At 70.6% G+C, this 26,926-nt stretch carries 24 protein-coding genes, 1 tRNA gene and 2 pseudogenes; 21 read left to right on the top strand and 6 right to left on the bottom strand.

Translation table 11 applies throughout. From position 1 onward, the window contains the following. Positions 1-66: 66 nt before the first annotated feature. The 14 genes and pseudogenes from ACIHFE_RS23990 (at position 67) to ACIHFE_RS23925 (ending at position 14,560) form a co-directional block, all read left to right on the top strand. Positions 67-582 carry a hydrogenase maturation protease gene (locus ACIHFE_RS23990; protein WP_400109457.1) on the top strand — a complete coding sequence of 172 codons (516 nt, stop codon included), beginning with the start codon at positions 67-69 and terminating at the stop codon, positions 580-582. Further along, positions 548-1,855, top strand: a pseudogene (locus ACIHFE_RS23985) (acylphosphatase); the annotation flags it as partial. The gene ACIHFE_RS23990 and the pseudogene ACIHFE_RS23985, both read left to right, overlap by 35 nt. A 62-nt stretch (positions 1,856-1,917) precedes the next feature. Then, positions 1,918-2,133 carry a HypC/HybG/HupF family hydrogenase formation chaperone gene (locus ACIHFE_RS23980; protein WP_400109455.1) on the top strand — a complete coding sequence of 72 codons (216 nt, stop codon included), beginning with the start codon at positions 1,918-1,920 and terminating at the stop codon, positions 2,131-2,133. Positions 2,134-2,243: 110 nt separating this feature from the next. Further along, the gene (locus ACIHFE_RS23975; protein ID WP_400109454.1) at positions 2,244-4,946 is read left to right on the top strand and encodes a GNAT family N-acetyltransferase; all 2,703 of its coding nucleotides are present in this window, start codon (positions 2,244-2,246) and stop codon (positions 4,944-4,946) included. Positions 4,947-4,963: 17 nt separating this feature from the next. Then, entirely contained in the window at positions 4,964-5,674 is a 711-nt protein-coding gene (locus tag ACIHFE_RS23970) for a CBS domain-containing protein (RefSeq protein WP_400109731.1), read from the top strand. A gap of 36 nt (positions 5,675-5,710) precedes the next feature. Further along, complete coding sequence (locus tag ACIHFE_RS23965; protein ID WP_400109452.1) at positions 5,711-6,883, top strand: 4Fe-4S dicluster domain-containing protein; 1,173 nt, start codon at positions 5,711-5,713, stop codon at positions 6,881-6,883. Beyond that, entirely contained in the window at positions 6,880-7,335 is a 456-nt protein-coding gene (locus ACIHFE_RS23960) for a Crp/Fnr family transcriptional regulator (RefSeq protein WP_400109451.1), read from the top strand. The genes ACIHFE_RS23965 and ACIHFE_RS23960 overlap by 4 nt, the downstream gene beginning before the upstream one ends. Further along, positions 7,332-8,138 carry an FAD/NAD(P)-binding protein gene (locus tag ACIHFE_RS23955; protein WP_400109449.1) on the top strand — a complete coding sequence of 269 codons (807 nt, stop codon included), beginning with the start codon at positions 7,332-7,334 and terminating at the stop codon, positions 8,136-8,138. Before ACIHFE_RS23960 ends, ACIHFE_RS23955 begins: the two co-directional genes overlap by 4 nt. A 2-nt stretch (positions 8,139-8,140) precedes the next feature. Beyond that, the gene (locus ACIHFE_RS23950) at positions 8,141-8,971 is read left to right on the top strand and encodes an oxidoreductase (protein ID WP_400109448.1); all 831 of its coding nucleotides are present in this window, start codon (positions 8,141-8,143) and stop codon (positions 8,969-8,971) included. After that, complete coding sequence (locus tag ACIHFE_RS23945; RefSeq protein WP_400109446.1) at positions 8,968-10,290, top strand: Ni/Fe hydrogenase subunit alpha; 1,323 nt, start codon at positions 8,968-8,970, stop codon at positions 10,288-10,290. Before ACIHFE_RS23950 ends, ACIHFE_RS23945 begins: the two co-directional genes overlap by 4 nt. A gap of 10 nt (positions 10,291-10,300) precedes the next feature. Beyond that, a pseudogene (hypD, locus tag ACIHFE_RS23940) lies at positions 10,301-11,364 on the top strand (hydrogenase formation protein HypD). Further along, positions 11,361-12,401, top strand: coding sequence for a hydrogenase expression/formation protein HypE (hypE, locus tag ACIHFE_RS23935; protein ID WP_400109444.1), 1,041 nt, complete (start codon positions 11,361-11,363; stop codon positions 12,399-12,401). Before hypD ends, hypE begins: the two are co-directional and overlap by 4 nt. An 18-nt stretch (positions 12,402-12,419) precedes the next feature. After that, positions 12,420-14,150, top strand: a complete 1,731-nt coding sequence (locus ACIHFE_RS23930; protein ID WP_400109443.1) for a GAF domain-containing protein — start codon at positions 12,420-12,422, stop codon at positions 14,148-14,150. 122 nt (positions 14,151-14,272) lie between these two features. Then, the gene (locus ACIHFE_RS23925) at positions 14,273-14,560 is read left to right on the top strand and encodes an SHOCT domain-containing protein (RefSeq protein WP_400109442.1); all 288 of its coding nucleotides are present in this window, start codon (positions 14,273-14,275) and stop codon (positions 14,558-14,560) included. 6 nt (positions 14,561-14,566) lie between these two features. Here ACIHFE_RS23925 and ACIHFE_RS23920 read toward each other — a convergent pair whose 3' ends face one another. Next, positions 14,567-15,601: a 2-hydroxyacid dehydrogenase gene (locus ACIHFE_RS23920; RefSeq protein WP_400109440.1), complete on the bottom strand. Its 1,035-nt coding sequence runs from the start codon at positions 15,599-15,601 to the stop codon at positions 14,567-14,569. Between the two features lie 38 nt (positions 15,602-15,639). After that, positions 15,640-16,356, bottom strand: a complete 717-nt coding sequence (locus tag ACIHFE_RS23915) for a response regulator (protein ID WP_400109729.1) — start codon at positions 16,354-16,356, stop codon at positions 15,640-15,642. Between the two features lie 388 nt (positions 16,357-16,744). Between ACIHFE_RS23915 and ACIHFE_RS23910 the strand changes: the two genes are divergently transcribed. Next, a complete protein-coding gene (locus ACIHFE_RS23910; RefSeq protein WP_400109438.1) occupies positions 16,745-17,068 on the top strand; it encodes an Hsp20/alpha crystallin family protein in 324 nt (107 codons plus the stop codon). A 168-nt stretch (positions 17,069-17,236) separates the two neighbouring features. On the opposite strand, the gene ACIHFE_RS23905 is transcribed toward ACIHFE_RS23910, so the two are convergent. Continuing rightward, complete coding sequence (locus tag ACIHFE_RS23905; protein ID WP_400109437.1) at positions 17,237-17,461, bottom strand: DUF1918 domain-containing protein; 225 nt, start codon at positions 17,459-17,461, stop codon at positions 17,237-17,239. A 475-nt stretch (positions 17,462-17,936) separates the two neighbouring features. Here ACIHFE_RS23905 and ppsA point away from each other — a divergent pair, with 475 nt between their 5' ends. Then, entirely contained in the window at positions 17,937-20,336 is a 2,400-nt protein-coding gene (gene ppsA, locus ACIHFE_RS23900; RefSeq protein ID WP_400109435.1) for a phosphoenolpyruvate synthase, read from the top strand. After that, the gene (locus tag ACIHFE_RS23895; protein ID WP_400109433.1) at positions 20,333-21,736 is read left to right on the top strand and encodes an MBL fold metallo-hydrolase RNA specificity domain-containing protein; all 1,404 of its coding nucleotides are present in this window, start codon (positions 20,333-20,335) and stop codon (positions 21,734-21,736) included. The genes ppsA and ACIHFE_RS23895 overlap by 4 nt, the downstream gene beginning before the upstream one ends. Before the next feature lie 214 nt (positions 21,737-21,950). On the opposite strand, the gene ACIHFE_RS23890 is transcribed toward ACIHFE_RS23895, so the two are convergent. Next, the gene (locus ACIHFE_RS23890) at positions 21,951-22,928 is read right to left on the bottom strand and encodes an Acg family FMN-binding oxidoreductase (protein ID WP_400109727.1); all 978 of its coding nucleotides are present in this window, start codon (positions 22,926-22,928) and stop codon (positions 21,951-21,953) included. 205 nt (positions 22,929-23,133) lie between these two features. On the opposite strand from ACIHFE_RS23890, the gene ACIHFE_RS23885 reads away from it, so the two are divergent. The 3 genes from ACIHFE_RS23885 to ACIHFE_RS23875 all read left to right on the top strand — a co-directional run bounded on the left by ACIHFE_RS23885 (position 23,134) and on the right by ACIHFE_RS23875 (position 25,345). Continuing rightward, positions 23,134-23,808: a CBS domain-containing protein gene (locus ACIHFE_RS23885; protein WP_400109725.1), complete on the top strand. Its 675-nt coding sequence runs from the start codon at positions 23,134-23,136 to the stop codon at positions 23,806-23,808. A gap of 30 nt (positions 23,809-23,838) precedes the next feature. Continuing rightward, positions 23,839-24,531 (top strand): CBS domain-containing protein, encoded by a 693-nt coding sequence (locus ACIHFE_RS23880; RefSeq protein ID WP_400109431.1) that lies wholly within the window; start codon positions 23,839-23,841, stop codon positions 24,529-24,531. Positions 24,532-24,721: 190 nt separating this feature from the next. Beyond that, positions 24,722-25,345 (top strand): pyridoxamine 5'-phosphate oxidase family protein, encoded by a 624-nt coding sequence (locus tag ACIHFE_RS23875; protein ID WP_400109430.1) that lies wholly within the window; start codon positions 24,722-24,724, stop codon positions 25,343-25,345. Positions 25,346-25,605: 260 nt separating this feature from the next. Here ACIHFE_RS23875 and ACIHFE_RS23870 read toward each other — a convergent pair whose 3' ends face one another. Further along, positions 25,606-26,322, bottom strand: coding sequence for a hypothetical protein (locus tag ACIHFE_RS23870; protein ID WP_400109428.1), 717 nt, complete (start codon positions 26,320-26,322; stop codon positions 25,606-25,608). A 39-nt stretch (positions 26,323-26,361) separates the two neighbouring features. Here ACIHFE_RS23870 and ACIHFE_RS23865 point away from each other — a divergent pair, with 39 nt between their 5' ends. Next, the gene (locus ACIHFE_RS23865; protein ID WP_400109426.1) at positions 26,362-26,577 is read left to right on the top strand and encodes a hypothetical protein; all 216 of its coding nucleotides are present in this window, start codon (positions 26,362-26,364) and stop codon (positions 26,575-26,577) included. Positions 26,578-26,637: 60 nt separating this feature from the next. Here the strand turns inward: ACIHFE_RS23865 and ACIHFE_RS23860 are convergent. Continuing rightward, a tRNA-Pro gene (locus ACIHFE_RS23860) sits at positions 26,638-26,711 on the bottom strand. Positions 26,712-26,926 lie beyond the last annotated feature (215 nt).

Raw genomic sequence — 26,926 nt, 5'->3', positions numbered from 1 at the left:
GGCCCAGGCGGGCTTGGCTCGTCCCGGAGATCATCGAAGATGGACACCCAGGACAGGGAGTGAGTCATGGCGATCTCCGCCCGCATCGCGGTCATCGGAGTCGGCAATGAGTTCCGCCGGGACGACGGCGTAGGCCCCGCGGTCATCGCCCGGCTGCAGGAGCGTGCCGCCGACCGGCCGCTGCCGGCGGGAACCACGCTGTCGTCGAGTGACGGTGAACCCGGACGGCTGATCGGTCTGTGGGAGAACACCGAGCTCGCCGTGGTCGTGGACGCCGCCCATGCGCATCCGGGACGCCCGGGACGGGTGCACCGGGTGGATCTGGACCGGCACGGGACCTGGCAGTCGGGATCCTCCAGCACGCACGGTCTCGGCCTCGGCGAGGCTGTGGAGCTGTCGCGGACGCTCGGCCGGATGCCGCGGCACGTGATCGTGTACGCGGTCGAGGGCGCTGACAGCTCGTTGGGGACCGGACTCACGGCAGCCGTCGCCGCAGCAGTGGACCCGTTGACCGAGCGGATCGAAGCGGACATCGCGCGGCACCGTGATGCCGTCGCCCGTGGTGAGGTCCCGGGCCTGTGAGACGAGCACACCGCGTCTCCGGCGCAGGTCCCGGGCACGGAGGATGCGACCGCTGGCGAGAGCAGTGTCCGGCAGGATTCAGGGGGTGGGCTTCCGCCCCTTCGTCCACCGCGTCGGCACGTGCCTGGGGCTCGACGGGTGGGTGCTCAATACCGGCGGGCATGTCGAGTTGTCGGTGGCCGGGTCGCCGGATGCGCTGAGAACCCTCGTCCATGTGTTGCGGCACGAGGCACCGCCCCTGGCCGAGGTCCGCCACGTGGGAACAGCACCCCTTGCGGAACCGCTTCCGGCTCCGGGCTCGGGCTTCTCCGTACGCAGCAGCACCAGCGCATCGGGCCGTACGGCCTCCCGGGCGCCGACCTGGTACGGCTTGACCGGCATCGAGCCGCGCGCCGTGGCACACGACCTGCACCCCGGCTACCTGTCCACCCAGTGGGCCCGGGCCCTTCCAATGGGGCGACGGATCGCCGTGCAGCACCACCATGCGCATGTCGCGGCCTGCGCCGCCGAGCATGGGGTGCGCGGAGCGTTCGTCGGGATCGCCTACGACGGGCTGGGGTTCGGTGACGACGGCACGCTGTGGGGCGGGGGGATCCTCGTCGCCGACCTGGTCCGCTATCGCCAGGTGGGCCGCTTCGCCACGGCGCCACTGCCCGGAGGCGCGGCGGCCGTGCGCCGGCCTGCGCGCATGGCAATGGGTTACCTCTACGGCGCCGAACCGCTGGGCACGCCGCTCCCGCCCGCCTCGCTGATCCGTTCGTTCACGCAGCGCTTCGATCCGCGCGAGGTGCGCGCGGTCAGGACGATGGTCGAGCGCGGCGTCAACTGCCCACGGGCGTCCAGTGCGGGCCGGCTCTTCGACGCCGCAGCAAGCCTGCTCGGCCTCGGCGACGACGCGACGTACGAGGGCCAGGCGGCCGTAGCCCTCGAAACGGCCGCGGGAAACACGCGCGTCGAAGCGCTGCCTTGGCGACTGGTTCCGGTCGGCGGCGTGTGGGTGTACGACCCCGTGCCCACCCTTATCGCCCTCCTCGAAAGAGCCGTCGACGGCGAGCGGGCCAGCTGGCTCGCGGCCGCACTCCACCAGACGGTCGCCGAGGTGACCGGCGCCCTCGTGGAGCGGGCCGTACAGGCAGGAGCGCCGCGCACGGTGTGCCTGTCCGGCGGCTGTTTCCAGAACGTCCGGCTGCTCACGGACACCACAACTCTGCTGCGGTCGCAGGGACTTCGCGTCCTCGTCGGCAGTGCCGTGCCCGTCAACGACGGCGGTATCAGCTACGGACAGGCGGCGGTCGCCGCCGCCCGCATCGGTGTCGAAGGCGTGCCGGGCTACGGGTGGCGACGGTCGACTTCGGCGGGGTCCGCCGCGAGGCATGCCTGGCCTATACGCCCGAGGCGGATGTCGGTACGTACGTCGTCGTCCACGTCGGATTCGCGATCACCACGGTCGACGAGGCCGAGGCACAGCGCACCCTGGGCGTGCTGCGGGCCATGGCCGACGCCGTGGAGGGCGAGCTCGGCGAGCCGCTCCCGGCCACCGGGACCAAGTAGCCGGTGACTCCTCCGGCAGGGCCGGTCGGCCCTTCGGCCTGCCCGGTCAGCCCATCCGTCCGAGCCGGACCCGACCCAGGCTGGAGGTGACCGAAGGAGGTGGCGGGAGGATGAAAGGCACCCTGAACCGGCCCTCACCGCCTGTGCATGCTCTGCTGGCGGACGGTACGACCGTGCAGGTCCGGCAGGCGGTGCCGGAGGATCATGCGGCCGTCCTGCGGATGTACCAGCGGATGTCCCCCGAGAGCCTCCGCCTGCGGTTCTTCTCGACGGGCTCCCGCAACGAACAGCGAGCAGCCGACCAGGTGTGCACCGGCGGGCGGCCGGGCGATCGGGCGCTGCTCGCGGAAGCAGGCGGCGGCGAGATCGCAGGCATCGCCGAGTACCACGCCGACCCCGAACTTCCGGCCCGGGCCGAGGTCGCCCTGGCCGTGGCCGACGACTGGCACCACCGCGGCGTCGGCACCCTGCTCCTGGAGCACCTGGTGGACGCCGCCCGCTCGGACGGCCTGGAAGCCTTCACCGCCGAGGCGCTCAGCGAGAACTATCCGGTCCTCCGGGTCTTCACGGATCTCGGCCTCCCGCTCACCCGGCGTTTCGACGGCCCGGAGGTCCACGTCACGGTCCGGCTGTCGCAGGACGAGGGCTATCTGACCGCCCTGGACACCCGGGGCCAGACCGCCGACGTCGCCAGCATGCAGCCACTGCTGCGCCCGAAGTCCGTCGTCGTCATCGGCGCGGGCCGCCGGCCGGGCTCGGTGGGCCGGGCGATCCTGCACAACCTCCGTGCAGGCGGATTCACCGGCCGCGTACACGCCGTCAATCCGCATGCGCAGGTCATCGAGCGCCTCCCCTGCCACGCGGCCGTCTCGGACCTGCCCGAACCACCCGAGCTGGCCGTCCTCGCGGTTCCCTGCGCCGCGGTGCCGTCCGTCGCCGAGGAGTGCGGCCGGTGCGGCGTACGGGCGCTGCTCGTCGTGACCTCGGGGCTCGATGCCTCCCAGGCAGCGGCTCTCCAGGCGGCCTGTCGCCGGTACGGGATGCGGCTGGTCGGCCCCAACTGCCTCGGTCTGGCCAACACGGAGCGGGACGTCCGGCTGGACGCGACCTTTGCGGCCGGCTTCCCGCTGCCCGGCACGGCAGGCGTCGCCGCACAGTCCGGCGGCGTGGGCATCGCCCTGCTCAGCGGTCTCTCCCGGCTCGGCATCGGGGTCTCCAGCTTCGTCTCCCTCGGAGACAAGTACGACGTCAGCGGCAACGACCTCCTCCAGTGGTGGGAGAGCGACGGGCGCACCGACCTCGCCGTCCTGCACCTGGAGTCCTTCGGCAACCCCCGGGCCTTCTCCCGCACCGCCCGCCGGGTCGGCCACAGGATGCCGGTGCTCACCGTGGACGCGGGCCGCTCGGAGGCCGGCCGCCGGGCGGCGGCCTCGCACACGGCCGCGGCCGCCACCCCCACCATGACCCGGCAGGCACTCTTCACCCAGGCCGGCATCATCGCCACCCGGAGCATCGGCGAACTGCTCGAGGCCATAGCGCTGTTGCACTCCCAGCCACTGCCGGCCGGCAACTCGGTGGTCGTCGTCACCAACGCCGGCGGTGTCGGCGTGCTGGCCGCCGACGCTTGCAGCGAAGCGGGCCTGGAAGTCCAGCCGCCAGAGCCCGAATTGGCGGCCGAACTGGCAGCGGTACTGCCCGACGGGGCCACCGTCGGCAACCCGGTCGACGCCACCGCCGCCGTCTCCGAGGAGGAGCTGCGCACCTGCCTCGACCGGCTGGCGGCGCACCGCGACGTCGACGCCGTGCTGGGCGTGCTGGTGCCCACGGCCCTCGCGGCGGCCACCGGCGACGACCTGGTGCGGGCGCTCACCCACAGCCCGGACCGTGCCCCCCTCACGACGGCGGCCGTGCTCCTCGAACAGCCCACGCGCGTCGAGCTGTTGGCGGCCGAAGGCGGCGGCACCGTTCCGGCCTTCGCCGACCCGCAGGATGCTGCCAGAGCCCTGGCGTACGCCACCACCTACGCCCGGTGGCGCGCACGGCCACAGGCGGCAGCGGCCGAAACTCCCGATGCCGACACCGAAGGCGCCCGGGCCGAGGTGATTTCCTGGCTCGCCGGGCACCCGGAGGGCGGCTGGCTGGACCCGCTCGCGTGCGCGCGGCTCCTGGAGTACTACGGCATTCCGCAGATCGTCTGGGAGTGGGTGTGCAGCGAGGACACCGCCGTCGCGGCAGCACGGCGGCTCGCCGGGCCCCGGGGCCGCGTCGTACTGAAGGCGCACTGGCCGGGGCTGGTGCACAAGACCGCCGAAGGCGCCCTCCGCCTCGACCTGCAGGGCGACGACGAAGTGCGGGCCGCCTATCGCGACCTCGCGGCCCGCTTCGGCGAGAAGCTCTCCGGAGTCGTCGTCCAGCCGCAGGCGTCCCACGTGCTCGAACTGGTGGCCGGGGTGGTGCAGGACGAGGTCTTCGGGCCCCTCGTGCTCTTCGGCCAGGGCGGCACCGCCACCGAGATCCTGGCCGACCACGCCGCCCGCCTCGCCCCGCTCACCACCTACGACGTCGACGACCTGATCACCGCCCCTCACTGCGCCCGCCTGCTGTCCGGCCACCCCGGGGCCGCCCCTGTCGACCTCGGCGCGCTGGAGCAGCTGCTGCTCCGGTTGTCGCGGATGGCGTGCGATCTGCCGCAGCTGGTGGAGGCGGACCTCAACCCGGTGGTGGCGAGCCCGGAGGGCGTCACGGCACTCGATGCCCGCATCCGGCTCGTACCGCGCCACGCGCATGACCCGTACCTGCGGCGACTGCGCTGAGAAAGGCCACGATGACCATGCGACAGAACAAGGTGGGAAACCTGATGACGAGCGACGTCGTCTCCGTGCTTCCCCCGACACCCTTCAAGGACGTCGCCAAACTGCTCGCGGAGCACGACATCAGCGGTCTGCCCGTGGTGGACGAGGACGACAAGGTCCTGGGCGTGATCTCCGAGAGCGATCTCATGCTGCGCCAAGCCGCTCTCCCGGCGGAGCCCGCTCCCCCACACCGCCGGTGGTTGAGCAGGCACCGCGACGCGGCCCCCACCCGGGCACCCGCACCGACCGCAGAGGGGCTGATGTCCCATCCCGCGATCACCGTGCACGCCGACGACACCATCGCCGAGGCCGCCCGCACCATGGCACGCCACCGCATCGAGCGACTCCCGGTGCTCGACGAGGAGGAGCGGCTGGTCGGCATCGTCACCCGTCGCGACCTGCTTCAGGTGTTCCTGCGGCCCGATGCGGACATCCGCCGCGAGGTGATCGCCGACGTGGTCGTGGGCACCATGTGGCTCACTCCCGCCACGCTCGACGTGCGGGTTCTGGACGGTGTGGTCACGCTGAAGGGGCAGCTGGAGCGGCGCAGCGAGGTCTCGGTGCTGCTGCGGCTGACGGAGCAGGTCGACGGGGTCGTCTCGGCCGTCGACGAACTGACGTACCGGATCGACGACTCGCGTCCGCCCCGGCCGGCCGAGCAGACGCTGCTCGGTCTCGCCGAGGACTGATCCGCGACCGCGTGCAAACCGGACAGGAGAGAGGCCATGGGTTCCGCGACCACGACACAGGACGTTGCGGGCCCGGAGGACGTGGCTTGTGTCCTCGACCGTGACGGGCTCGACGCGCTCGTGCAGGTCCTCCGTGCGCGCGGCCGCACGGTGGTCGGCCCCACGCAGCGCGACGGCGCCATCGTCCTGGCCGAGCTGGAGTCCGCGGCCGAGCTGCCCTACGGCTGGGGCGTGGAGCTGGAGGGCGGTCACTACCGGGTGATCCGGCGCGACGACGAGGCGGCCTTCGCCCACAGCGCCGGCCCCCAGTCCTGGAAGAACTTCCTGCTCCCGGAGCGGGTGCGTCAGTGGTCGGCCGATCGCGGCCCCGACGGCGAGCTGACAGTGCGGCCCGAGCGGCACGATCCGGCCTCGTACGCCTTCCTGGGAGTGCGGCCCTGCGATCTGCGCGCCATCGCCATCCAGGACCGGGTGCTGATCGGCGGACGCCACAAGGACGACGCCTATCAGGCCCGGCGCAACGGCGCGTTCCTGATCGCCGTGGAATGCACCGAGCCCGGCGCCACCTGTTTCTGCGTCTCCATGGGCACCGGCCCGGCCGCCGGGCCCGGGTACGACATCGCGATGACGGAGGTGCTCGACGACTCCGGGCACCGCTACCTCGCCCGCGCCGGAACGGCCGAAGGGGCCGAGGTGCTGGCCGAGTTGCCGCGCCAGGCCGCCGACCACGCCACCCGTACCGCGGCGACGGAGGCGGTCGAGGCCGCCGCGGGCCGCATGGGCCGCACCATGCCGGAGGTGGACCTGCGGGCCCTGCTGGCCGAAACACTGGACGCGGAGCGCTGGAATGACGTCGCCTCCCGCTGCCTCACCTGCGGCAACTGCACCATGGCCTGCCCCACCTGCTTCTGCACCACCACCGAGGACGTCACCGACCTCACCGGCGACCACGCCGAACGCTGGAGCCGCTGGGAATCCTGCTACGACCTCGACTTCTCCCACCTCCAAGGCGGCCCCGTCCGGGCATCCGGGCGCAGCCGCTACCGGCAGTGGCTCACCCACAAACTGGGCACCTGGTACGACCAGTTCGGCAGTTCGGGCTGCGTGGGATGCGGGCGGTGCATCGTGTGGTGCCCAGTCGCCATCGACATCACCGAGGAAGCCCACGCCCTGCACCAGGAGGCCCTCGACAAGGACAGCCCTTCATGACCAGGACCGGCCTCTTCTCCACCATCCCCGAAGACCACCGCGACCAGCTGATGGCTCTCGGCCGCGAAGTATCGTTCCCTGTCGGCGCCCGCATTTTCGAAGAGGGGTCCAAAGCCGACCGCTTCCGGGTCATCCACACCGGCGGTGTGGCCCTCGACCTGCATGTGCCCGGCCGACAGCCGGCCGTCGTCGAGACCACCGGGTCCGGGGAACTGCTGGGCTGGTCCTGGGTGTGCCCGCCCCGGCAGTGGCACCTGGGCGCCGAGGCCGTCAGCCCGGTACGCGCCTGGGAGTTCGACACCCAGGAAGTCTTCGACCTGTGCGACCGCGATCCAGCACTCGACCACGCGCTGCTCACCTACGTCATCGGGACCATCGGCCACCGGCTGCGGTCCGCCCGTACCCGCCTGCTCGACCTGTACGGCCCATACGGGAGCGGAGCACCACGATGACGGCGGTGCCGCTCCCCTACCGCGTGGTGGACACCCGCCCCGAGACCGCCGACACCATCACCGTCCGCCTGGAGCCGGTCCACGAAGCCCTGCCGCCTTTCGTGCCGGGCCAGTTCGCGATGGTGTACGCGTTCGGCGTGGGCGAGGCGCCGATTTCCGTGGCCGGCATCCTCCCCGACGGCGGTCTGCTGCACACCGTCCGCGCGGTCGGCGCGGTCTCGCGTGCCCTGTACGCGCTCGCACCGGGCGCGGTGGTCGGAATGCGCGGACCGTTCGGCACGAGCTGGGACCTGCCGTTGGCCGCCCGCGACGACCTGCTCGTCGTCGCGGGCGGCATCGGTCTGGCCCCGCTGCGGCCTCTGGTACAGGCCGTCCTGGCCGCACCGCAGGGCTACGGCCGACTGAACGTCCTCATCGGCGCCCGCACCCCCGACGACCTGCTCTACCGGGACGAGTTGGATCGCTGGGCCAGGCCGTACTGCGGCATCACCGTGGACCGCCCGGCGGCGGGATGGCGAGGCCGGATCGGCGTCGTCACCACCCTCCTCGACGAAGCACTCTTCTCCCCCGCCGAGACCACCGCCTTCGTCTGCGGCCCCGAGGTCATGATCCGCGCCACCGCCCGCGAACTGCTCCACCGCGGCCTGGCCCCCGACCGGATCCTGATCTCCCTCGAACGCAACATGCACTGTGCCACCGGCCACTGCGGCCACTGCCAGCTCGGCCCCCTGCTGCTGTGCCGCGACGGCCCCGTCGTCGGCTACGAGCGTGCCGAGCCCCTCCTCGCCGTGCGGGAGCTGTGACCATGGACGTAACTGCTCCGCGCCGTCCCAGACTCGGCGTCTTCAAGTTCGCCTCCTGTGACGGATGCCAGCTCACCCTGCTCGACTGCGAGGACGAACTGCTCCCGCTGGCAGGGGAGATGGACATCTCCTACTTCCTGGAGGCATCCAGCGCGGTCGAGCCAGGGCCGTACGACCTGTCCCTGGTCGAAGGGTCGGTCACCACCGCCGAGGACGCCGAACGCATCCGCCGCATCCGTGCCGAGTCCCGCACGCTCGTCACCATCGGCGCCTGCGCAACCGCCGGAGGCGTCCAAGCCCTGCGTAACTTCGCCGACGTCGCCGAATACCGCGAGATCGTTTATGCCAAGCCCGAGTACATCGAGACCCTCGCCACCTCCACCCCCATCGCCGCCCACGTCCCCGTCGACCTCGAACTCCAGGGCTGTCCCATCGACCGCGGACAGCTGCTGGAGGTCATCACCGCATTCCTCGCCGGACGCAGGCCGGACATCCCCCGCCACAGCGTCTGCTTCGAATGCAAGCGGCGTGGCACCCCCTGCGTGACCGTCGCCCACGGAACCCCCTGCCTGGGGCCCATCACCCACGCCGGGTGCGGCGCGCTCTGCCCGTCCTATGGGCGCGGCTGTTACGGCTGCTTCGGGCCGTCCGGCTCGGCCAACATGCCCGCGATGATCCCGCTGTTGCGCAGCGACGGCATGAGCGACGAAGACATGCTGCGGATCCTCCACACCTTCAACGTCGCCAAGTTCGCCGAGATCGAGACCAGCGAGGAAGCGCCACACCGCTGGGCAGCTCAGCGGGATACCGAGGCTGAGGGAGAGCGCCCGTGACGCACCGCGGTTCACGTGTCCTGCAACTCGGCTCGCTCGCCCGCGTCGAGGGCGAGGGAGCGTTGCACCTGAGCATCGACGACGACACGGTCACCGCTGCCCAGCTGAAGATCTACGAACCGCCGCGATTCTTCGAGGCGTTCCTGCGCGGCCGCCGGCACACCGAACCGCCCGACATCACCTCCCGGGTTTGCGGGATCTGCCCGGTTGCCTACCAGACGAGCGCCTGCCGGGCCATCGAGGACGCGTGCTCCGTCACCGTCGGCGGTCAACTGGCGGCACTGCGGCGCCTGCTGTACTGCGGTGAGTGGATCGAGAGCCAGACCCTGCACATCTACCTGCTCCACGCCCCCGACTTCCTCGGTTACGAGAGCGCCATCCATCTCGCGCGCGACCACCGGGAGCACGTCGAGAGGGGGCTACGGCTCAAACAGGCCGGAAACACCATCATGGAGCTCCTGGGCGGCCGCTCCATCCACCCCATCAACGTCCGCGTCGGCGGCTTCCACCGTGCACCCGCCCGCGCCGAACTGCGGCCGCTGGCCGAGCGATTGCGCCGCGCCCGCGACGACGCGCGGGAGACCGTCCACTGGGTGTCGGGCTTCGACTTCCCGGACGCGACCTGCGACGCGGATCTGTTCGCGCTCGCCGAGCCCGGCACCTACGCCATCGACGGAGGCACCCCCACGGTCCTCCCCTACGGAGACGGGCAGGAGCCGCGCGCCTTCCCGGTGCCCGCCTTCACCGATCACGTGGTGGAGGAGCAAGTCCCCTATTCCACCGCGCTCCAGGCACGGCTCGACGGCCGCCGACACCTGACGGGCTCCCTCGCTCGGTACGCCATCAGCGGCCACCTGCTCCCGCCCGCCGTCCAGGAGACCGCCCACGCCGCGGGCCTCGACGGAGTGTGCCGCAATCCCTTCCGCAGCATCGTCGTGCGGGCCGTCGAAGTCCTGTACGCGGTGGAGGAGGCCCTGCGCCTGATCGACGCCTACGAACCACCGCCCCGGCCGGCCGTGGACGTACCGGCACGGGCCGGCGTCGGCCACGGAGCGACCGAAGCACCGCGCGGCACCCTCTACCACCGCTACGTCCTCGACGCGGACGGGATCGTCACCGACGCCCGTCTCATCCCGCCCACCTCTCAGAACCAGGGCGCCATCGAGGAGGACCTGCGCCGCATCGTCCAGGACCAACTCGCCCACGGCGACGCCACCGACGCCGAGCTGACCCGCCTGTGCGAACGCGCCATCCGCAACCACGATCCGTGCATCTCCTGCTCCGCCCACTTCCTCGACCTGTCCGTCGAACGAGCGTGAGGACAGCTGCGTGAAATACCTCGACGAATACCGCGATCCGCAGCTCGCCCGGCGGCTGCTGGACGAGCTGCACCGCACCGCCACCCGCCCCTGGCAGATCATGGAAGTCTGCGGCGGCCGGACCCACACGCTCGTCCGCCAGGGCATCGACGAACTCCTGCCCACCGGCATGCGCATGGTGCACGGCCCTGGCTGCCCGGTCTGCGTCACCCCGCTGGAAACCCTCGACCGGGCCATGGCCATCGCCGCCCGGCCCGGCGTGATCCTCACCAGCTTCGGCGACATGCTGCGCGTCCCCGGCTCCCACACCGACCTGCTCGCGCAGCGGGCGCGCGGCGCGGATGTCCGCGTCGTCTACTCCCCCATGGACGCGGTGAAACTGGCGGAGGAGAACCCCGACAGTGAAGTCGTCTTCCTCGCCGTCGGCTTCGAGACCACCACACCCGCCAACGCCATGGCCGTCCTGCACGCCTCCCGCCTCCGGCTGCGGAACTTCTCGATGCTGGTCAGCCACGTGCTCGTACCGCCCGCCATGACCGCACTGCTGGAATCCCCCGAGTGCGAGGTGCAGGCCTTCCTCGCCGCCGGGCACGTCTGCGCGGTCATGGGCTGGACCGAGTACGAACCCATCGTCGCCAAGCACCGAGTCCCCGTCGTGGTCACCGGGTTCGAGCCCCTCGACCTGCTGGAAGGCATCTTGATGGCCGTCCGGCAGCTGGAGGAGGGCAGAGCAGAAGGTCCGCGGTCGCCCGCGTCTTCCGCGTCACCGACCGGGCCTGGCGGGGTGTGGGTGAGCTTCCCCGCAGCGGCCTCGAACTCCGCCCGGAATTCGCCGCGTTCGATGCGACGCAGCGCTACGAGGTCGGCGCGCTGCGCTCTGCCGAAGACCCCGAGTGCATCGCGGGCGCCATCCTCACCGGGGCCAAGCTTCCCACCGACTGCACCGCCTACGGCATCCGCTGCACTCCCCGCCGCCCCCTCGGTGCCCCCATGGTCTCCACCGAGGGCACCTGCGCGGCCTTCCACGCCGCGGGGCGAACCGCCACCACGCCTCTGGAAGGGAGTCCCGCGTGACCACCAGTTGCCCTCTGCCGTACGCGGAGAACGAGCGCGTCCTGCTCGGTCACGGAGCCGGGGGACGGCTCACCGCCGAACTGCTGGAGTCCGTGGTCCTGCCGGCCATCGGCAGCAGCGAGGAAGGCCCGATGGAGGACGCCGCCCTCCTGCCAGGACATCAGGATCTGGTGATGAGCACGGACGGCTTCGTCGTCAGCCCGCTGTTCTTCCCCGGAGGGGACATCGGGTCACTGGCCGTCCACGGCACCGTCAACGACCTGGCGATGCGCGGGGCCGAGCCCGTCGCTCTGTCCGTCGCCCTGCTTCTGGAAGAGGGGCTGGCGCTCACGGACCTGGAGGCCGTGCTCGGCTCGCTGGGCAAGGCGGCCCAGGAAGTCGGCGTGCCGGTGATCACGGGTGACACCAAGGTCGTCGGCCGGGGAGCGGCCGACCAGGTCTTCATCACCACGACCGGCATCGGCCGCCGCCTCCCCGGGCTCTCCGTATCGTCGGCCGGCGCCCGCCCTGGGGACGCCATCCTGCTGTCCGGGCCGATCGGGCTGCACGGCACCGCCGTGCTCAGCACGCGCGAGGGGCTCGGTTTCGAAGCCGATATCGCCTCCGACACCCGCCCACTGCACCGCCTCGTGGCCGGGCTCACCGGCTTGGGCGGTGAGATCCACGCCTTGCGCGACCCGACACGCGGCGGATTCGCAGCAGCGCTCAACGAGATCGCGCGGGACTCGGGCGTGACAGTGGAGATCGACGAGGGCGCGATCCCGGTGCCCGAGCCGGTCGCGGCGGCCTGCGACATCCTCGGCCTCGACCCGCTGCACGTGGCCAACGAGGGCTGCATGGTCGCCTTCGTGTCCCCGGCCGTGGCCGACGAGGCCCTGGCTGCGATGCACTCCTTGCCGGAGGGCGGCGGAGCGGTGAGGATCGGACAGGTAGCACCGTCCGACGGACACCCCGGGCGCGTCGTCATGCGGACGGTCGTCGGCGCCCGTCGCGTGGTGGACATGCCGGTCGGCGAACAGCTTCCCCGCATCTGCTGATCAGCGGCTGGAGGGACAGTGGAGGGCACGGGAGAAAGGCCGGTACGGCTGCCGCAGCTCAAACTCGACGAGCTGCTCGGCGAGTTGCAGGCCCGGCTGGACGCGGCGCGCGGCACCCGGGACCGGGTGCACAGCCTGCTGGAGGCCGTGCTCTCGGTGGGCCGGGGGCTGGACCTGGAGCACGTCCTGCGGCAGATCATCGAATCGGCCGTCGCGCTGGTGGATGCCCGCTACGGTGCGCTGGGCGTGATCGGCCCGGACGGCCGTACCATCGCGCAGTTCCTCACCGTGGGCCTGACCGACGAACAGATCAAGGCCATCGGGCCGTTCCCCTCGGGTCACGGCATCCTCGGCGAGCTCATCCGCAACCCGGAACCGCTGCGGCTCACCAAGATCTCTGCACACCCGGCCTCGTACGGCTTCCCGGCCAACCATCCACCGATGCACAGCTTCCTGGGCGTTCCCATCCGCGTGCGCGACCAGGTCTTCGGCAACCTCTATCTCACCGAGAAGCACGGCGGCGCGGACTTCACGGACGAGGACGAGGCGATGCTCTCCACCCTCGCTGTCGCCGCCGGTGTCGCCATCGACAACGCGCGGCTGTACGAGGAGTCCACGCGGCGGGAACGCTGGCTGCGGGCGAGCGCCGAAGTGACGACCAGCCTGATGTCCGGTTCACCGCGTACGGACGTCACCACTCTGATCGCCGAACTGGCGAAGGAGATCACCGGCGCCGAACTGGCCACTTTCTCGGTGCCGCTCCCGGACGGCACGTCCCTGACCGTCGAAGTGACCATCGGGACGCGCGGCGACGAACTGCGCGGCCTGGCGATCCCGGCGGAGGGAACCCTGGTGGGACTGGCATTCCACCAGGGCGACCCCGTACGCAGCCACGATGTCACCGATGATCCACGGGTGTCGCCGACTCCCAACCGACTGGCGGGACTCGGCCCGGCCGTGGCCGTCCCGGTCAAGACGGGAGAAGACGTATGCGGCGTCCTGCTGTTGGCCAGGGGCCATGGACAACTCGACTTCTCGGACGAGGAGATCGAGCCCCTGCTCGCCTTCGCCGGGCAGGCGGCGCTGGCCATGGAACTGGCCGAACGACGCGCGGGCGCCGAGCAGCTCGCGCTGCTGGAGGACCACGACCGCATCGCCCGCGACCTGCACGACCTGGCCATTCAGCGGCTCTTCGCGACCGGCATGACGCTGCAGAGCGCCGACCGCTTCATCGACCACCCCGAGGCATCGGAGCGGGTCCGCCGGGCGGTGAACGACCTGGACGAAACCACCAAGATCATCCGATCGACGATCTTCGGGCTGCGAGCGCGCGAAACGGCACCGCAGCACGGCCTGCGCACCCGCGTGCTCCAGACCGTCAACGAGGCCGGCGGCACCCTCGGCTTCGCGCCGAGCCTGCGCATGGAGGGCCTGCTGGACATCGAGGTGCCCCGCCCCGTCGCCGACGATGTGGTGGCCGTCCTGGGCGAAGCCCTGACAAACGTCACCCGGCACGCGCACGCAGGCACAGTGGACGTGTCTGTCGTCAACGACGGCCGGGAGCTGGCGGTAACCGTCACCGACAACGGCGTCGGGATACCCGAGGGCGCGCGCCGCAGCGGCCTGCGCAATCTCGCCGAACGGGCCAAGAACCACGGCGGAGAACTCCGTCTCACGGCCCCATCCGACGGCGGCACGACGCTTATCTGGCGGGTTCCGCTCGACGCGCCTCCAGTCCGTAAGGGCTGACCGGCCCAACTGGATGGGGCCGATGGACCCCCACGTCGCAGTCGTCTCCGAGGGACGGTGGCAATAGGAGAACGAACGTCGCACCCGGGCCCCGCACCGGGCCGACCTGGAGGTGACAGGCGATGATGTTCTGGTACGGCCACCCCGGCGGCGGCTGGGGCTGGATCGCCATGTCGATCGGCATGATCCTCTTCTGGGCGCTGGTCATTACCGCCCTCGTGCTGCTCTTCCGCACGCTCAGCCGGCCTCACGAGCACGCCCATGCACCCGCTCCTCCCACTCCCCCTGCGCCCACGCCCGAGCAGATCCTGGCCGAGCGCTTCGCCCGCAGCGAGATCGACGAGGAGGAGTACCAACGCCGACTTTCCGTATTGCGCTCTTTGGGCCCCCGCACACCACCAGCGGCCTGAAGGGCTTCACGCTCCGTCGGCCGCGCTCCCGGCGTCGTGCCGGTGGGCGGCCGGCACGAGCGTGTTGTCACTGGTCCGCCCGGCGAGATGGTCGGCGATGTTGTCCGCCGTGGTCCGCACGATCTGCCCGACCGCGTCACGGGTGAAGTAAGCCTGGTGCGAGCTGATGAGGACGTTCCTGAAGGTCATCAGCCGGGCAAGAGTGTCGTCGGTCATGACCTCAAGGGACTTGTCGAAGAAGAAGACGCCCGCTTCCTCTTCGTACACGTCCAGACCAACGCCCTCCAGCCGCCCGGCCCGCAGGGTCTCGACCAGTGCGTGGGCGTCCAGCAGGCCACCGCGGCTGGTGTTGATCAAAATGGCGTCGTCCTTCATGAGCGCCAACGCCTCCGCGTCGACGACGTGATAGGTCTCGGGCACCAACGGCGCATGCAGGCTGAGCAGATCGGATTCGGTGAACAGGCGCTTGCGGTCCACGTACTCCATGCCCAGCGCCTCGCACTCCTCGTTCGGTGCGACGTCATGGCCGAGCAGTCGCATCCCGAATCCCGCGGCGATACGGGCGAACGCGGTGCCGATCCTGCCGGTGCCGAGCACGCCCGCGGTGCGCCCATGGAAGTCCCGGCCCATCAGACCGTTGAGGCGGAAGTCGAAGTCACGGGTGCGGGTGACCGATCGCGGGATCCTGCGATCGACTGCCAGCGCCAGCCCCCACGCGAACTCGGCCACGGAATAAGGCGAGTAGAACGACACCCGGGACACGGCCACGCCCAGCTTCCGGGCTGCGTCCAGGTCGATGTTGTTGTAGCCCGTGGCCCGTTGGGTGATCAGCTCGGTGCCGCCCTCGGCAAGGGCCCGCAGGACGGTCTCGTCCAGGACGTCGTTGACACTGCTGCAGACAATCCTGCGTCCGGTCGCCGTGGCCACCGTGTCCGCGTTGAGGATGAGGTCCAGACACCGCAGGTCGTGGTCCCGGCCGAGTGCGCGCTCCAGCAGTGGCCGCTCGTCGGTGGTCACTCCGTACGCGACGATTCCCGCCATGGTCCTGTGCTCCTTGTCGTGCGTGGCCGGCCGTTTACTCAGCCGTGATGGCCTGGCGGCTCGTGGTGCACGGAGTGGGCGTCCGGATGTGCCGCCTCCGTGGCGATCACAGCGGCCTGGATGCGCCTCTCGACGCCGAGTTTGGCGAGCAGGCGCGAGATGTGGTTCTTGACCGTCTTCTCGGACAGGAACAGTTGCTTGCCGATTTCACGGTTGGTGAGTCCTTCGCCGATCAGGCCGAGGATGTCGCGCTCGCGCGGGGACAGACCGGCCAAGCGCTCGTCCTCGGGCTCGGCCTCCCCCTCGCCCCGCAAGCTGCTCATCAGCCGGGCGGTGGTGGCCGGGTCCAGCAACGACTGGCCGGAGGCCACCGTGCGGATGGCGGCCACGAGGTCAGAACCCTGGATCTGCTTGAGAACGTAGCCCGCAGCCCCGGCCATGATCGCGTCGAGCAGGGCGTCGTCATCGTCGAACGACGTGAGCATCAGGCAGGCTAGATCCGGCATGTGGGAGCGCAGCTCCCGGCACACGGTGACGCCGTCGCCGTCGGGCAGCCGCACATCCAACACCGCGACGTCCGGGCGGAGGGCCGGGCCCCGGGCCAGGGCGCGTTCGACGGTGCCGGCCTCTCCGACGATGGTGATGTCGTCCTCGGCGTCCAGCAGGTCGTGGATGCCTCGCCGGACGACTTCGTGGTCGTCCAGCAGGAACACCCGGATCGGCCGCTCCGCCGAGAAGATCCTTGCCTGATCCACAACCGGCTCCCTGCAGACGATCGGCACTAAGGCCGCGCCCCTACGAGGCTGCTACCAGCATGATCTCGCTGTTGGCCGGACGTCATGGGCCGAACGGTCCATACGCGTGACAACCGGCCCCAGGCGGGCCAGGCGCTCCATACCTCGGCAGTCTTGTCCCGTCCGGCCCCGGCCCCAGGGCCGGGTGACCCATGGCTGGAACGCGCCTGCGCGGGATGGTGGAAGCAGAGGAAGAACGCAAAGACGGTGAAGCACCGTTGGGACAAGGAGGCCCGTCATGGCAGGCTCATCGATATCCAGGCACCGGTCAGGTCTGCCGGAGCTGATGGAGTGGCTGGGTGCAGGGTTCCCCAACGTGCCAGTGGCCTGGAGCCACCGGGATTTCCACGTGATCCCGATCGAGGTCACCGACGATGACGGGAAGTACGTGCTGCGTGCCGAGCTGCCCGGCATGGACCCGGAGAAGGACATCCGGATCACGGTCGAGGGCGACACCCTGACCGTCAGGGCCGAGCACACCGAGAGCAAGGAAGACAAGCGGCACTCGGAGTTCCGCTACGGCTCGTTCGAACGGTCCGTCCGGCTGCCGTTCCCGATCCCGGACGAGGGCCCCGAGGCCGAATACCGCGACGGCATCCTCACCGTGACCGTCCCGCGGGCGGCTGAGGAAGCACCGGCCACTCGCACCGTGCAGGTCCGGCGTGCCGACTGAGCAGCCGACCGCCGGGCCGCAGAGGGGCCGGACCGCCCGTGTGGCCCGGCGTGAGAGGACACGGACTCAGCCGACCAGGAGGTCCTGCTCGATACAGTGCCGCACCCGGGCCGCAAGCACAGTGAGCGGCCCGGAGAACTGGGCCCGCGGAGCCGCAGGCGAGGCCGATTACGTCCGCGCATCCGTGCGCGGCGCCGCAGCCTCGTGTTCGAGGTGCTGAACGTGTGCGTCGGGCCCGGGGTAGACCAGGGTCACCTTGTCGTTGTCCGACCAGCGCACGTCGTAGGGAGGCGTGCCGTCGGTGTGGTGCAGGCCGACAATCTCCCCGTCGCGCTTGGTCGCTCCCGTCGTCGGGCTCTCGACAACGAGGCGGTCTCCGAGGTGGGCGCGCATGGAGCATCACCACTCTCCGGTTCGTCTGCTCCGACACCGGGGCTTCGGTTGCGGTCGATTCCAGCGTCGGCCTTCCTCGTCCCACTGTCATGGGCCGGTCGGGACCAGGACAGGGCCGCCCGGCCCTGGCGGCGAATCCGGGTGAATGGTGTGCTGGAGGTGACGGGAAGGAGCCTCTGAGACGCGGAGAAGCGGTGAAAGACCGCGCACCGCGCAATCGGGATCCGCGAGAAGCGGATGGGCCCTTCCCGTCCAGGAGCCGCTCGCAGACGCGAGCGGCCTGCGCTACGGCGACGTCAGCACGAACCGGACCTGCCCCGGGCATGACTGAGCAGGAGGTGGCGGCCATGATCCGGATCAGAATCGGCAGGCTCCCCGCCGACCGGCGGAAGCCCCCGCCCATGGACCTGCGCACACCGTCCGGCCGGCCCCTGCCCTACTGATCGGTCGCACAGTCACCACCAGGGAGGCAGCGATGTCCCCGAATCGACGCGTCGTCCCCTTCGCCGAGCTGGGACGTGCGGACGTCGGCCTCGTCGGCGGCAAGAACGCCTCGCTGGGCGAGATGATCACACACCTCATCCCCGCCGGCATCAAAGTGCCCGACGGGTTCGCCACCACCGCCGACGCCTACCGGGAACTGCTCGACACCGGCGGCCTGCGCGACCGCATCGCCGAACAGCTGGCCAGGCTGCACGAAGGAGCATCACTCTCCAAGGTCGGCACCGCCATTCGCGCCGACATCCTCGCCACCCCGCTGCCCCCTGCACTCGCCGAGGAGATCGGCGACGCGTACGCCCGGCTCGCTCACGAGGCCGGGCGTACCGACCCCGACGTTGCGGTCCGCAGCAGTGCGACCGCCGAGGACCTGCCCGAGGCCAGCTTCGCCGGGCAGCAGGAGACCTTCCTCAACGTGACCGGCCGGCGGGCGCTGCTCGCGGCGTGCCACAGCTGCTACGCGTCACTGTTCACCGACCGGGCCATCGACTACCGGGAGCGTATGCACTTCGACCACCTCGCGGTGGCGCTGTCCGTCGGCGTGCAGCTGATGGTGCGCTCCGACCTCGGCGGCGCCGGAGTGGTATTCACCCTCGACACCGAGACCGGCTTCCCCGAAGCCGTGGTCGTCAATGCATCCTGGGGACTCGGCGAGAGCGTGGTCAGCGGCCAGGTCGACCCCGACGAGTACGTGGTGTTCAAGCCGCTGCTGGAGAACCCGGCCCTGAACCCGGTCATCCGGGCGGAGACCGGGCGCAAGAGCCGCAAGGTCGTCTACGCGGAGGGCGGACGCACCCGCGTCACCGACACCACAGCGGCGGAACAGGCCGCGCGGGTGCTGGACGACACCGAGGTACGCCGGCTCGCCGAGTGGGCCGTCGTCGTGGAGAAGCACTACGGCGTGCCCATGGACATCGAGTGGGCCAAGGACGGCCGCACGGGCGAGATCTTCCTGGTGCAGGCCCGGCCCGAGACCGTACGCTCCCGCCGCAGCGCCACCGTGCTGCGCCGCTACCGCCTCACCGGCACCGGCGAGCGGCTGGTCACCGGCATCGCCGTCGGCGAGGCGGTGGGGGCCGGGCCGGTGTGTGCCCTGGCGGAACCCGTCGGGCTGGAACGTTTCCCGGCCGGTTCGGTGCTCGTCACCTCGGTCACCGACCCGGACTGGGAGCCACTGATGAAGCGGGCCGCCGCAATCGTGACCGACCACGGCGGACGCACCTCGCACGCCGCCATCGTCAGCCGTGAGCTCGGCGTGCCCGCCGTCGTCGGTACCGGCGAGGGGACCTCCGTCCTGGCCGAGGGCCAACCGGTCACCGTGTCCTGCGCCGAGGGCGCAGAGGGCCACGTGTACGCCGGGCTCGTCGACCACGAGGTGACCGAGGTCGATCTGGCGGACCTGCCGCGCACCAGGACCCGGGTGATGCTGAACCTGGCCGACCCGTCCGCCGCCTTCCGCTGGTGGCAACTCCCTGCGGACGGCGTGGGGTTGGCCCGCATGGAGTTCATGGTGGCCCATCAGGTCAAGGTGCACCCGATGGCCCTGGTCCACCCCGAACGGCTGGTCCGGTACGTGCGACGCCAGGTCGATCGGCTCACCGAGGGCTACCCCGACCCCGCCGAGTACTTCCTCGACCGGCTCGCACGCGGAGTGGCCACCATCGCCGCATCCCGCTGGCCGGCACCGGTGATCCTGCGCACCAGCGACTTCAAGACCAACGAGTACGCCAAGCTGGTCGGCGGCGGGCCGTTCGAACCGGCCGAGGCCAACCCGATGATCGGGTGGCGCGGCGCGAGCCGCTACTACAGCGAGGGGTACCGGGACGGCTTCGCCCTCGAATGCCGGGCGATCTCGCGGGTCCGCGAGGAGTTCGGTCTGACCAACGTCGTAGTGATGATCCCGTTCTGCCGCACCCCGCACGAGGCGGACCGGGTACTGGAGGTCATGGCCCAGGAGGGCCTGGAACGCGGCCGCGACGGCCTGAAGGTGTACGTCATGGCGGAGGTCCCCGCCAACATCATCCTGGCCGCGGAGTTCGCCGAGCGCTTCGACGGCTTCTCCATCGGTAGCAACGACCTCACCCAGCTCACCCTCGGCGTGGACCGCGACTCGGAGGAGCTCGCCCACCTCTTCGACGAAACCGACCGGGCCGTGACCCGCAGCATCGAGAACCTCATCACCGTCGCGCACAAGGCGGGCCGACCGGTCGGGCTCTGCGGTCAACGCCCGAGCGACGACCCGGAGTTCGCCGCGTTCCTGGTACGTGCCGGGATCGATTCCATCTCGGTCGCCCCGGACAGCTTCGTGACCGTGAAGCAGCATGTGGCCGCTGCCGAAAGGGAGTTCGTCACCGGAACCCTGGAGGCTGTCGCATGACCGGCACCAGCAGACCCGGTCTGCTGACGTTCCTCGGTGGCGTCGGCACCGTGACCGGCAGCAAGTTCATGGTCGAGACCGATCACGTACGGATCCTGGTGGACTGCGGCCTCTTCCAGGGCCTGGCGGACCTGCGCCGCAAGAACTGGCGACCCCTCCCCGCCGAAGCCTCCACGATCCATGCGATCGTCCTCACCCACGCCCACCTCGACCACTGCGGCTACCTGCCCCGCCTGGTCCGGCAGGGCTTCCACGGAGACGTCTTCTGCACCCCGTACACGGCCCGTCTCGCCGAGATCGTGCTGCGCGACAGCGCCCGGCTACAGCAGGAACAAGCCGAACACAGCAACCGCCACGGCCACTCCAAGCACCGCCCCGCCGAACCCCTTTACGAGGAGATGGACGTCGACCGCGCGATGAAGCTGTTCCGGATCGTTCCCCCCGGTCAGGACACCGAGATCGCCCTGGACACGCGGCTGCGCCTGCATCACGCAGGGCACATCCTCGGCTCGGCGTGGGCTCACGTCACGCTGGAGGACGGGCACACCCTGGCCTCCAGCGGCGACCTCGGCAGACCCGTCCACCCGCTCCTGCGCCCGCCGGATCCCTTCACCGGAGCCGATGTGCTGCTGCTCGAATCCACCTACGGAAGCCGCCGCCACGACACCGAGACCAGCCGCGCGGTTTTCGCCGAAGCGCTGCACCGCACGTTCCGACGCGGCGGGCTGGTGGTCATCCCGTCCTTCGCGGTGGACCGCACCGAAGTGGTCCTCAACGAACTCGCCCAACTCCGGGCATCCGGGCAGCTGTCCGCAAACGTGCCCATTTACGTCGATAGCCCAATGGCACTCGCGGCGCTGCGCGTCTACGAGGAGGCATTGACGAACCGGGATGACGGAATCCGCCCGGAGGTGCTGGCAGCGGGTGCATCCGTGCTGGACTCGGCCCCGTTCTCCGCCGCCCGTTCCGCGGCCGAATCGATCGAGATCAACAACGTCAGAGAACCGTGCATCATCGTCTCCGCCTCCGGGATGGCCACCGGCGGCCGCGTCCTGCACCACCTGTACCGGCTGCTGCCCGACTCCAGGAACACCGTGATCATCAGCGGGTTCGCCGCCCAGGGCACCCGGGCACGCGACCTCGTCGACGGTGCCCGCACGCTCAAGATGTTCGGCGAGTACGTGCCCGTACGCGCCGAAGTCGTCGACGTCCAGGGCTTCTCCGCGCACGCCGACGCCGCCGAGATCCTCGACTGGCTCCGCGGAGCACCGGCGCCGAGCGCAACGTACCTCGTGCATGGCGAGCCCGAAGCAGCCGAAGCACTGCGCGACCGGATCGACCACAACCTCCATTGGACCGCAGTCGTCCCCCGCTCCGGAGAACGCGTCCTCGTGCGCTGACGGATTGCCCGCTTCCGAGGTCTCCGCTGCCCTGGTGCCCTCCGAGAAGGGCTGCCCCAGCGCGGAAGCGGCGCAACGCGCTGACCGGCTCGGCCGCAACGGGCTCCCGCACGGTGCCCGCCGGACCCGTGGTGCACGCCGTACTGCATCACTCGCCGTGCCGGGTTGGGTGGCGATCGTCCCGCACGGCTGTGGGCCCGAGGGGTGAGTGCGGTCAATCCTCTGTGACCAGGACGTCCTGCACAGGCCGCCGCGCCACGCGCGGGCCCTTCGGGCCGTACCCGAGGCGCAGCATCATCTGGACGTGGCCCGTTCCGGAGGACGGGTCGCGCAGGGGCCAGCGCAGGTCGGGCCATTCGAGGGCCTGGGTGGAGAGGGATGTGGCCAGCCCCTCCAGGGTGGCCAGGAGCAGGACGCGTTCCATGGCCTGGCCCGCGCACAGCCAGTCCAGGGGCCGGTCGCCCTCGGTGCTCAGCAGGGCCAGGTGGGGGTCCTTCTCGAAGGGGGTCGATCCAAAGTCAGGGCTCGGCCTGCCGCCCGAGAAGTCGCGCACGGGCGCTCGGCCCCCGTGTTTCTGCGGCCCGAAGGCGTAGTCCGGGACGCCGTCGGTGGCCGTGTCGGCCTCGGCGATCCCAATGCGTGTCCACCGGGCCAGGTCCTCTTCGCTGCCGCTGTCGGTGAGATTGCGGGCTTCGGCTTCCTCGGCGAGCTCCTCGATCCAGCGCAGGTGCCAGGAGGCCGGGAAGGCCAGGGTGGCGCCCTCCTGCTGGGCGGCGTCGGTCAGGGCGGTTTTGAGGTTCTCGGGGATCTCGGTCTCCGCGAAGGGGTACCGGCTGGTATGCCGCTGGTGGATCGCCGGGTGGAGCAGGGCCAGAGCGACGTCGTCGGCACTGGGGTCGGCAAGCCGTACGGTCGCGAGCAGGGCCGCGTCGTCGGAGTCCGGCAGGAGCGTGACGCTCGGGTGGAAGCCGGCGTTGGCGATGGCGGCGCGCAGGTTGAACAGGGCCGCGCCGCAGCCCAGGTGCAGGGCGCGGGCGTCGGGGTCCGAATGCGGCATGATCCGCTCGAAGTCGGCGTACAGCCGGAACGTACGGCTCCTCCGCGCATACCGGAATCGCCAGGGCTGCGCGTTGTGCATGGACGGGGCGGCAGCCGCATCACGGACCAGCTCGGCCACGCGTGCGTCGTCCATCGTGAGTGATGCAGTCACCGGAATCTCCCTTCCGGAGGTTGCGACCCTGGTCCGGAGTCTCCTTCATGGTCCCTCCATCGCGGCCCGCCAGCGGGAGGGCCGGGTGTCCCCCGCCCTGGGCCGACCGGCTCATTCCAGGGCCGTCCCGGCCTGTCACGCTGAAATCAAGGACGCCCAGGACTTCAAGAGAAGGAGCGGGATCATGCTGCAGCACCGAACGGTCGACGAGCTCATGACCCGGAAGGTGGTCCAGGTGCGCCAGGACACGCCCTTCAAGGAGATCGTCAGGGAGCTCGCAGAGAACGACGTCACCGCCGTGCCGGTCGTGGCCCATGACGGACGGGTGATCGGCGTGGTGTCCGAGGCGGACCTGATGCGCAAGTCCGCCGACCAGCCCGACCCCTTCGGCCGCGTCCCGGTCCCGGACCTCGAGGCATGGGAGCGCGCCAAGGCCGAGGGCGCCAGGGCCGAAGAGCTGATGTCAGCACCGCCGGTATGCGCCCGGCCGGAGTGGAACGTCGTGGAGACAGCCCGGCTCATGACAGTGCAGGGCGTGAAGCGCCTGCCCGTGGTCGACGAGACCGACAAGCTGGTCGGCATCATCAGCCGCGCCGACATCCTGCGGGTCTTCCTGCGCGAGGACACCGCCATTCGCGAGGAGATCCACCGCGACCTGCTGCAGCACACCCTGGGCCTGGCTCCGTCGGCCGTGACGGCGGACGTCTCGGAGGGACAGGTCACGCTCACCGGAACGGTCGAGGCACGCAGCATGATCCCGGTCATCGAGCGGCTGTGCCGCTCCGTCGACGGCGTTGTCGCCGTCCATCAGCACCTCACGTACACGAGTGACGACACAGGCGGCCGCTTCCCCGCCCCATGAGCACGCTGTCCGGCTGGCGAGGAGTCAGAGATGAACAGCACCCAGCGCACCGTCAGTGACGTCATGACGCAAACGGTCATCGCGGTCAGCCGCAACGCCCTGTACAAGGAGATTGCCAAGACGCTCGCGGAGTGGAAGGTCAGCGCGATGCCGGTCCTGGCGGGCGAGGGCCGGGTCATCGGGGTGGTCTCCGAAGCCGACCTGCTGCCGAAAGAGGAGTCCAAGGACCGCGACCTGTCCCGTCCGGAACAGCTCCACCGCTTCGACGACCTGGTGAAGGCCGGCGCGGCGACCGCCGAGGACCTGATGAGCACGCCCGCGATCACCATCCACGCGAACGCGACCGTGGCGGAAGCCGCCCGTGTGATGGCCCGCAAGGGCGTCAAGCGCCTCCCCGTCGTGGACGCTGAGGGCATGCTCACCGGCATCGTCAGCCGCAGCGACCTGCTCAAGGTGTACCTCCGTGACGACGAGGACATCGCCCGGGAGGTGCGCGAGGACGTCATCGCGCGGCTGTTCCGCCACCGGAAGCCGACCGTGGAGGTCGAGGTGGCGGAAGGAGTCGTCACCCTCTCCGGTTCGCTGGACGATACGGCGATGGTGCCCCTGGTGGCACGGCTTGTCCGCGCGGTGGAAGGCGTTGTGAACGTCGAGCTCCAGCTCACCTCGCACACCGCCAAGTCCCGTATCCCGGAGCCGCCGATCGTCGGCTCGCAGTTCTGACGTCCCGCTGAACGGCCGATCAGCGCTGGCGCAAGGCCGCAGGGTCTGATCGCCTGGAAGGTGAGCAACCTAGCCACGTCGACGACGCGGCTCGCGGGTCACCGACGGGCGAGCGTACGGAGGAGCGGCCGTGCACGGCGAAGGGATGCCATCCGGCGGTTCGGCGGATGCCTCGTCCCGCGGTGACAGCATGGCCACCCGCGCCTCCCTGCGACGCGAGCAGCTCGGGATGACGCGGGAAGAACTGGCCTATCGCGCCGGCATGTCCGTCGCGTACCTGCGTCGGCTGGAGAAGTCCGGCAGCGACTTCGCCCCCGCCGCCCTCATGCGCCTCGCCGCCGCGCTGGAGATGTCCTACGAGGAGTTGGCCGAGGGCCGCCACGATGCTCCACCAGGTCAGCCAGGGGCAGGAGTTCACCCCATGCTCATGCGGCTGTCGGAACGCGAGTGCTGGGAAAGACTCGGCACACACGGCATCGGCCGCCTGGGCCTGTCGGCCGACACCGGCCCGGTCATCCTCCCGGTCAACTTCCTGGTCGACGCACACACCATCGCCTACCGCACGGATGCGGAAGGCGCGGCGGCGGCTGCTGCCGGATCCCAACTGGCCTTCGAAACCGACCACATCGACGAGCACTTGAGGAACGGCTGGAGCGTCCTCGTGGTCGGGACCGCGCATCACATCACCGACCCCGACGCGGTACGCACCCTGGCCGAGCGGCCGGGGGCGGAGCCGTGGGCGGGCGGCGCACGGGACCTGTGGATCCGCATCGTGCCGAGCCAGATCAGCGGACGCACCATCCGCATGTCCTGACCTCCGAGGTCCCAGACGCACAGATGGGCCATCAGGCCCACAGCCCGGCCCCACAGGTCCCTTGGCTCCGGTGCACGGCCGGGCATTGCCTGGAATCGGGAAAAAGGAGGCACGCCATGGGTACCGGCACACTCACCGTGACCTTCACGGGCGGCGAGTCCTATCGCGTCTCTTCACGCGGTCACGAGCTCACCATGGACCAGCCTCACGACGCTGGCGACAACGATCTCGGCCCGACTCCTGTGGACCTCTTCGTGGCCTCACCGGCCACTTGCATCGCTTTCTACGCCGGGCCCGGCCGGACCGAAGGACTGGCCGCACTCCGAAGTGGCCCGATTCCACCGGGCGTTGTCCGCGTTCGTGGCGGCGATCGCGGTACTCCTCGTCGCGGGCGAGCTGCTCCGGCACCATCGCCCGCTCGAAGCCCTCCTCCTCACCACGACCGGCTCCGTCCACACAAGTGTCCGAGCCGTCTCGTGCGCCAGGCTGGCCTCCGGGAAGAACCAGACGCGAGCAGGCTCCTCGAGGCCGGCATCCGCCGCGGCGAGATCGTCTTCCGCCCGAAGAAGGGCGGTGACCGCATCTCGCTTCTGCCCTGCCGCGGCCAGACTGCGCGCTTGCACCACGCCGAGCAAGGCCCGCTCCCGAGGGCAGGCGAGGCTGTAGCGCTTACGCTCGAACGACGCCAGCGCAAGGCTTACACCCTGCTTGGGGTGCCCCAAGTCGGTCGCCTGGTGGGCCATGGCCCGCAGGACATGCCCCTCCAGCGGCGCGTCACCGGCCTCCGCTGCCATGGTCACCGCCAGTGTGAAGTAGCGGCGGGCGACCTCGTAATCGGAGGCGTCAAAGCTCATCCAGCCGGCCACGTACACGGGCTCCGCGGCGGCGGCCAGCAGACGGCTTCGTATCTTGTCGGTGGCGAAGACGCCGCCGACATAGGCTGCCAGGTCGTCGTCGTCCGCCTCGGCTACGAGCACCTACGCCGGCACGACCTCCGGCACACCGGACTGACCTGGATGGCGGATGCCGGCATCCCCGTCCACGTCCTCCGCATGATCGCCGGACACGGCTCGATCACCACCACCCAGCGGTACCTCCACCCGGACCGCCGCTCGATCCATCTGGCGGGCGCCGCCCTCAGCCGCTACCTCGCAGAAGGCCGCCAGGAACCCGCTGGTCCCAAACTGGTCCATGAGGCCGCACCCGTGCGGCACCTGCGGCTCGTCAGGTGATCAACGCGAAAAAGCCTCTGACCTGCGGTTTCCCGCTGATCAGAGGCTTTTATCACCGTGTCGGGACGGCGGGATTTGAACCCACGACCCCTTGACCCCCAGTCAAGTGCGCTACCAAACTGCGCCACGTCCCGGTGCTTGTCCGGCCCTGGCTTTCGCCCGTGCCGACCGCGCAAGAGAACAATACCCCACCCGGCAGGGTGCCCGCGTACGGGTTGTCCGCGGCGGCCTGCGGCGGCGGTGTGCCGCGGGTCACCCCGGAGGGTCCGGCGCGGGCGGGAATGGAGACCCCCAGCCACCCGGCCGGCCCCGACCGGCCGCAGGTCAGGCCGCGCCTCCCCGCCCGCGA

The sequence above is a fragment of the Streptomyces sp. NPDC052396 genome (assembly GCF_044593195.1).
Lineage (GTDB): Bacteria > Actinomycetota > Actinomycetes > Streptomycetales > Streptomycetaceae > Streptomyces.
This window is presented reverse-complemented; position numbering and strand designations above follow the sequence as displayed.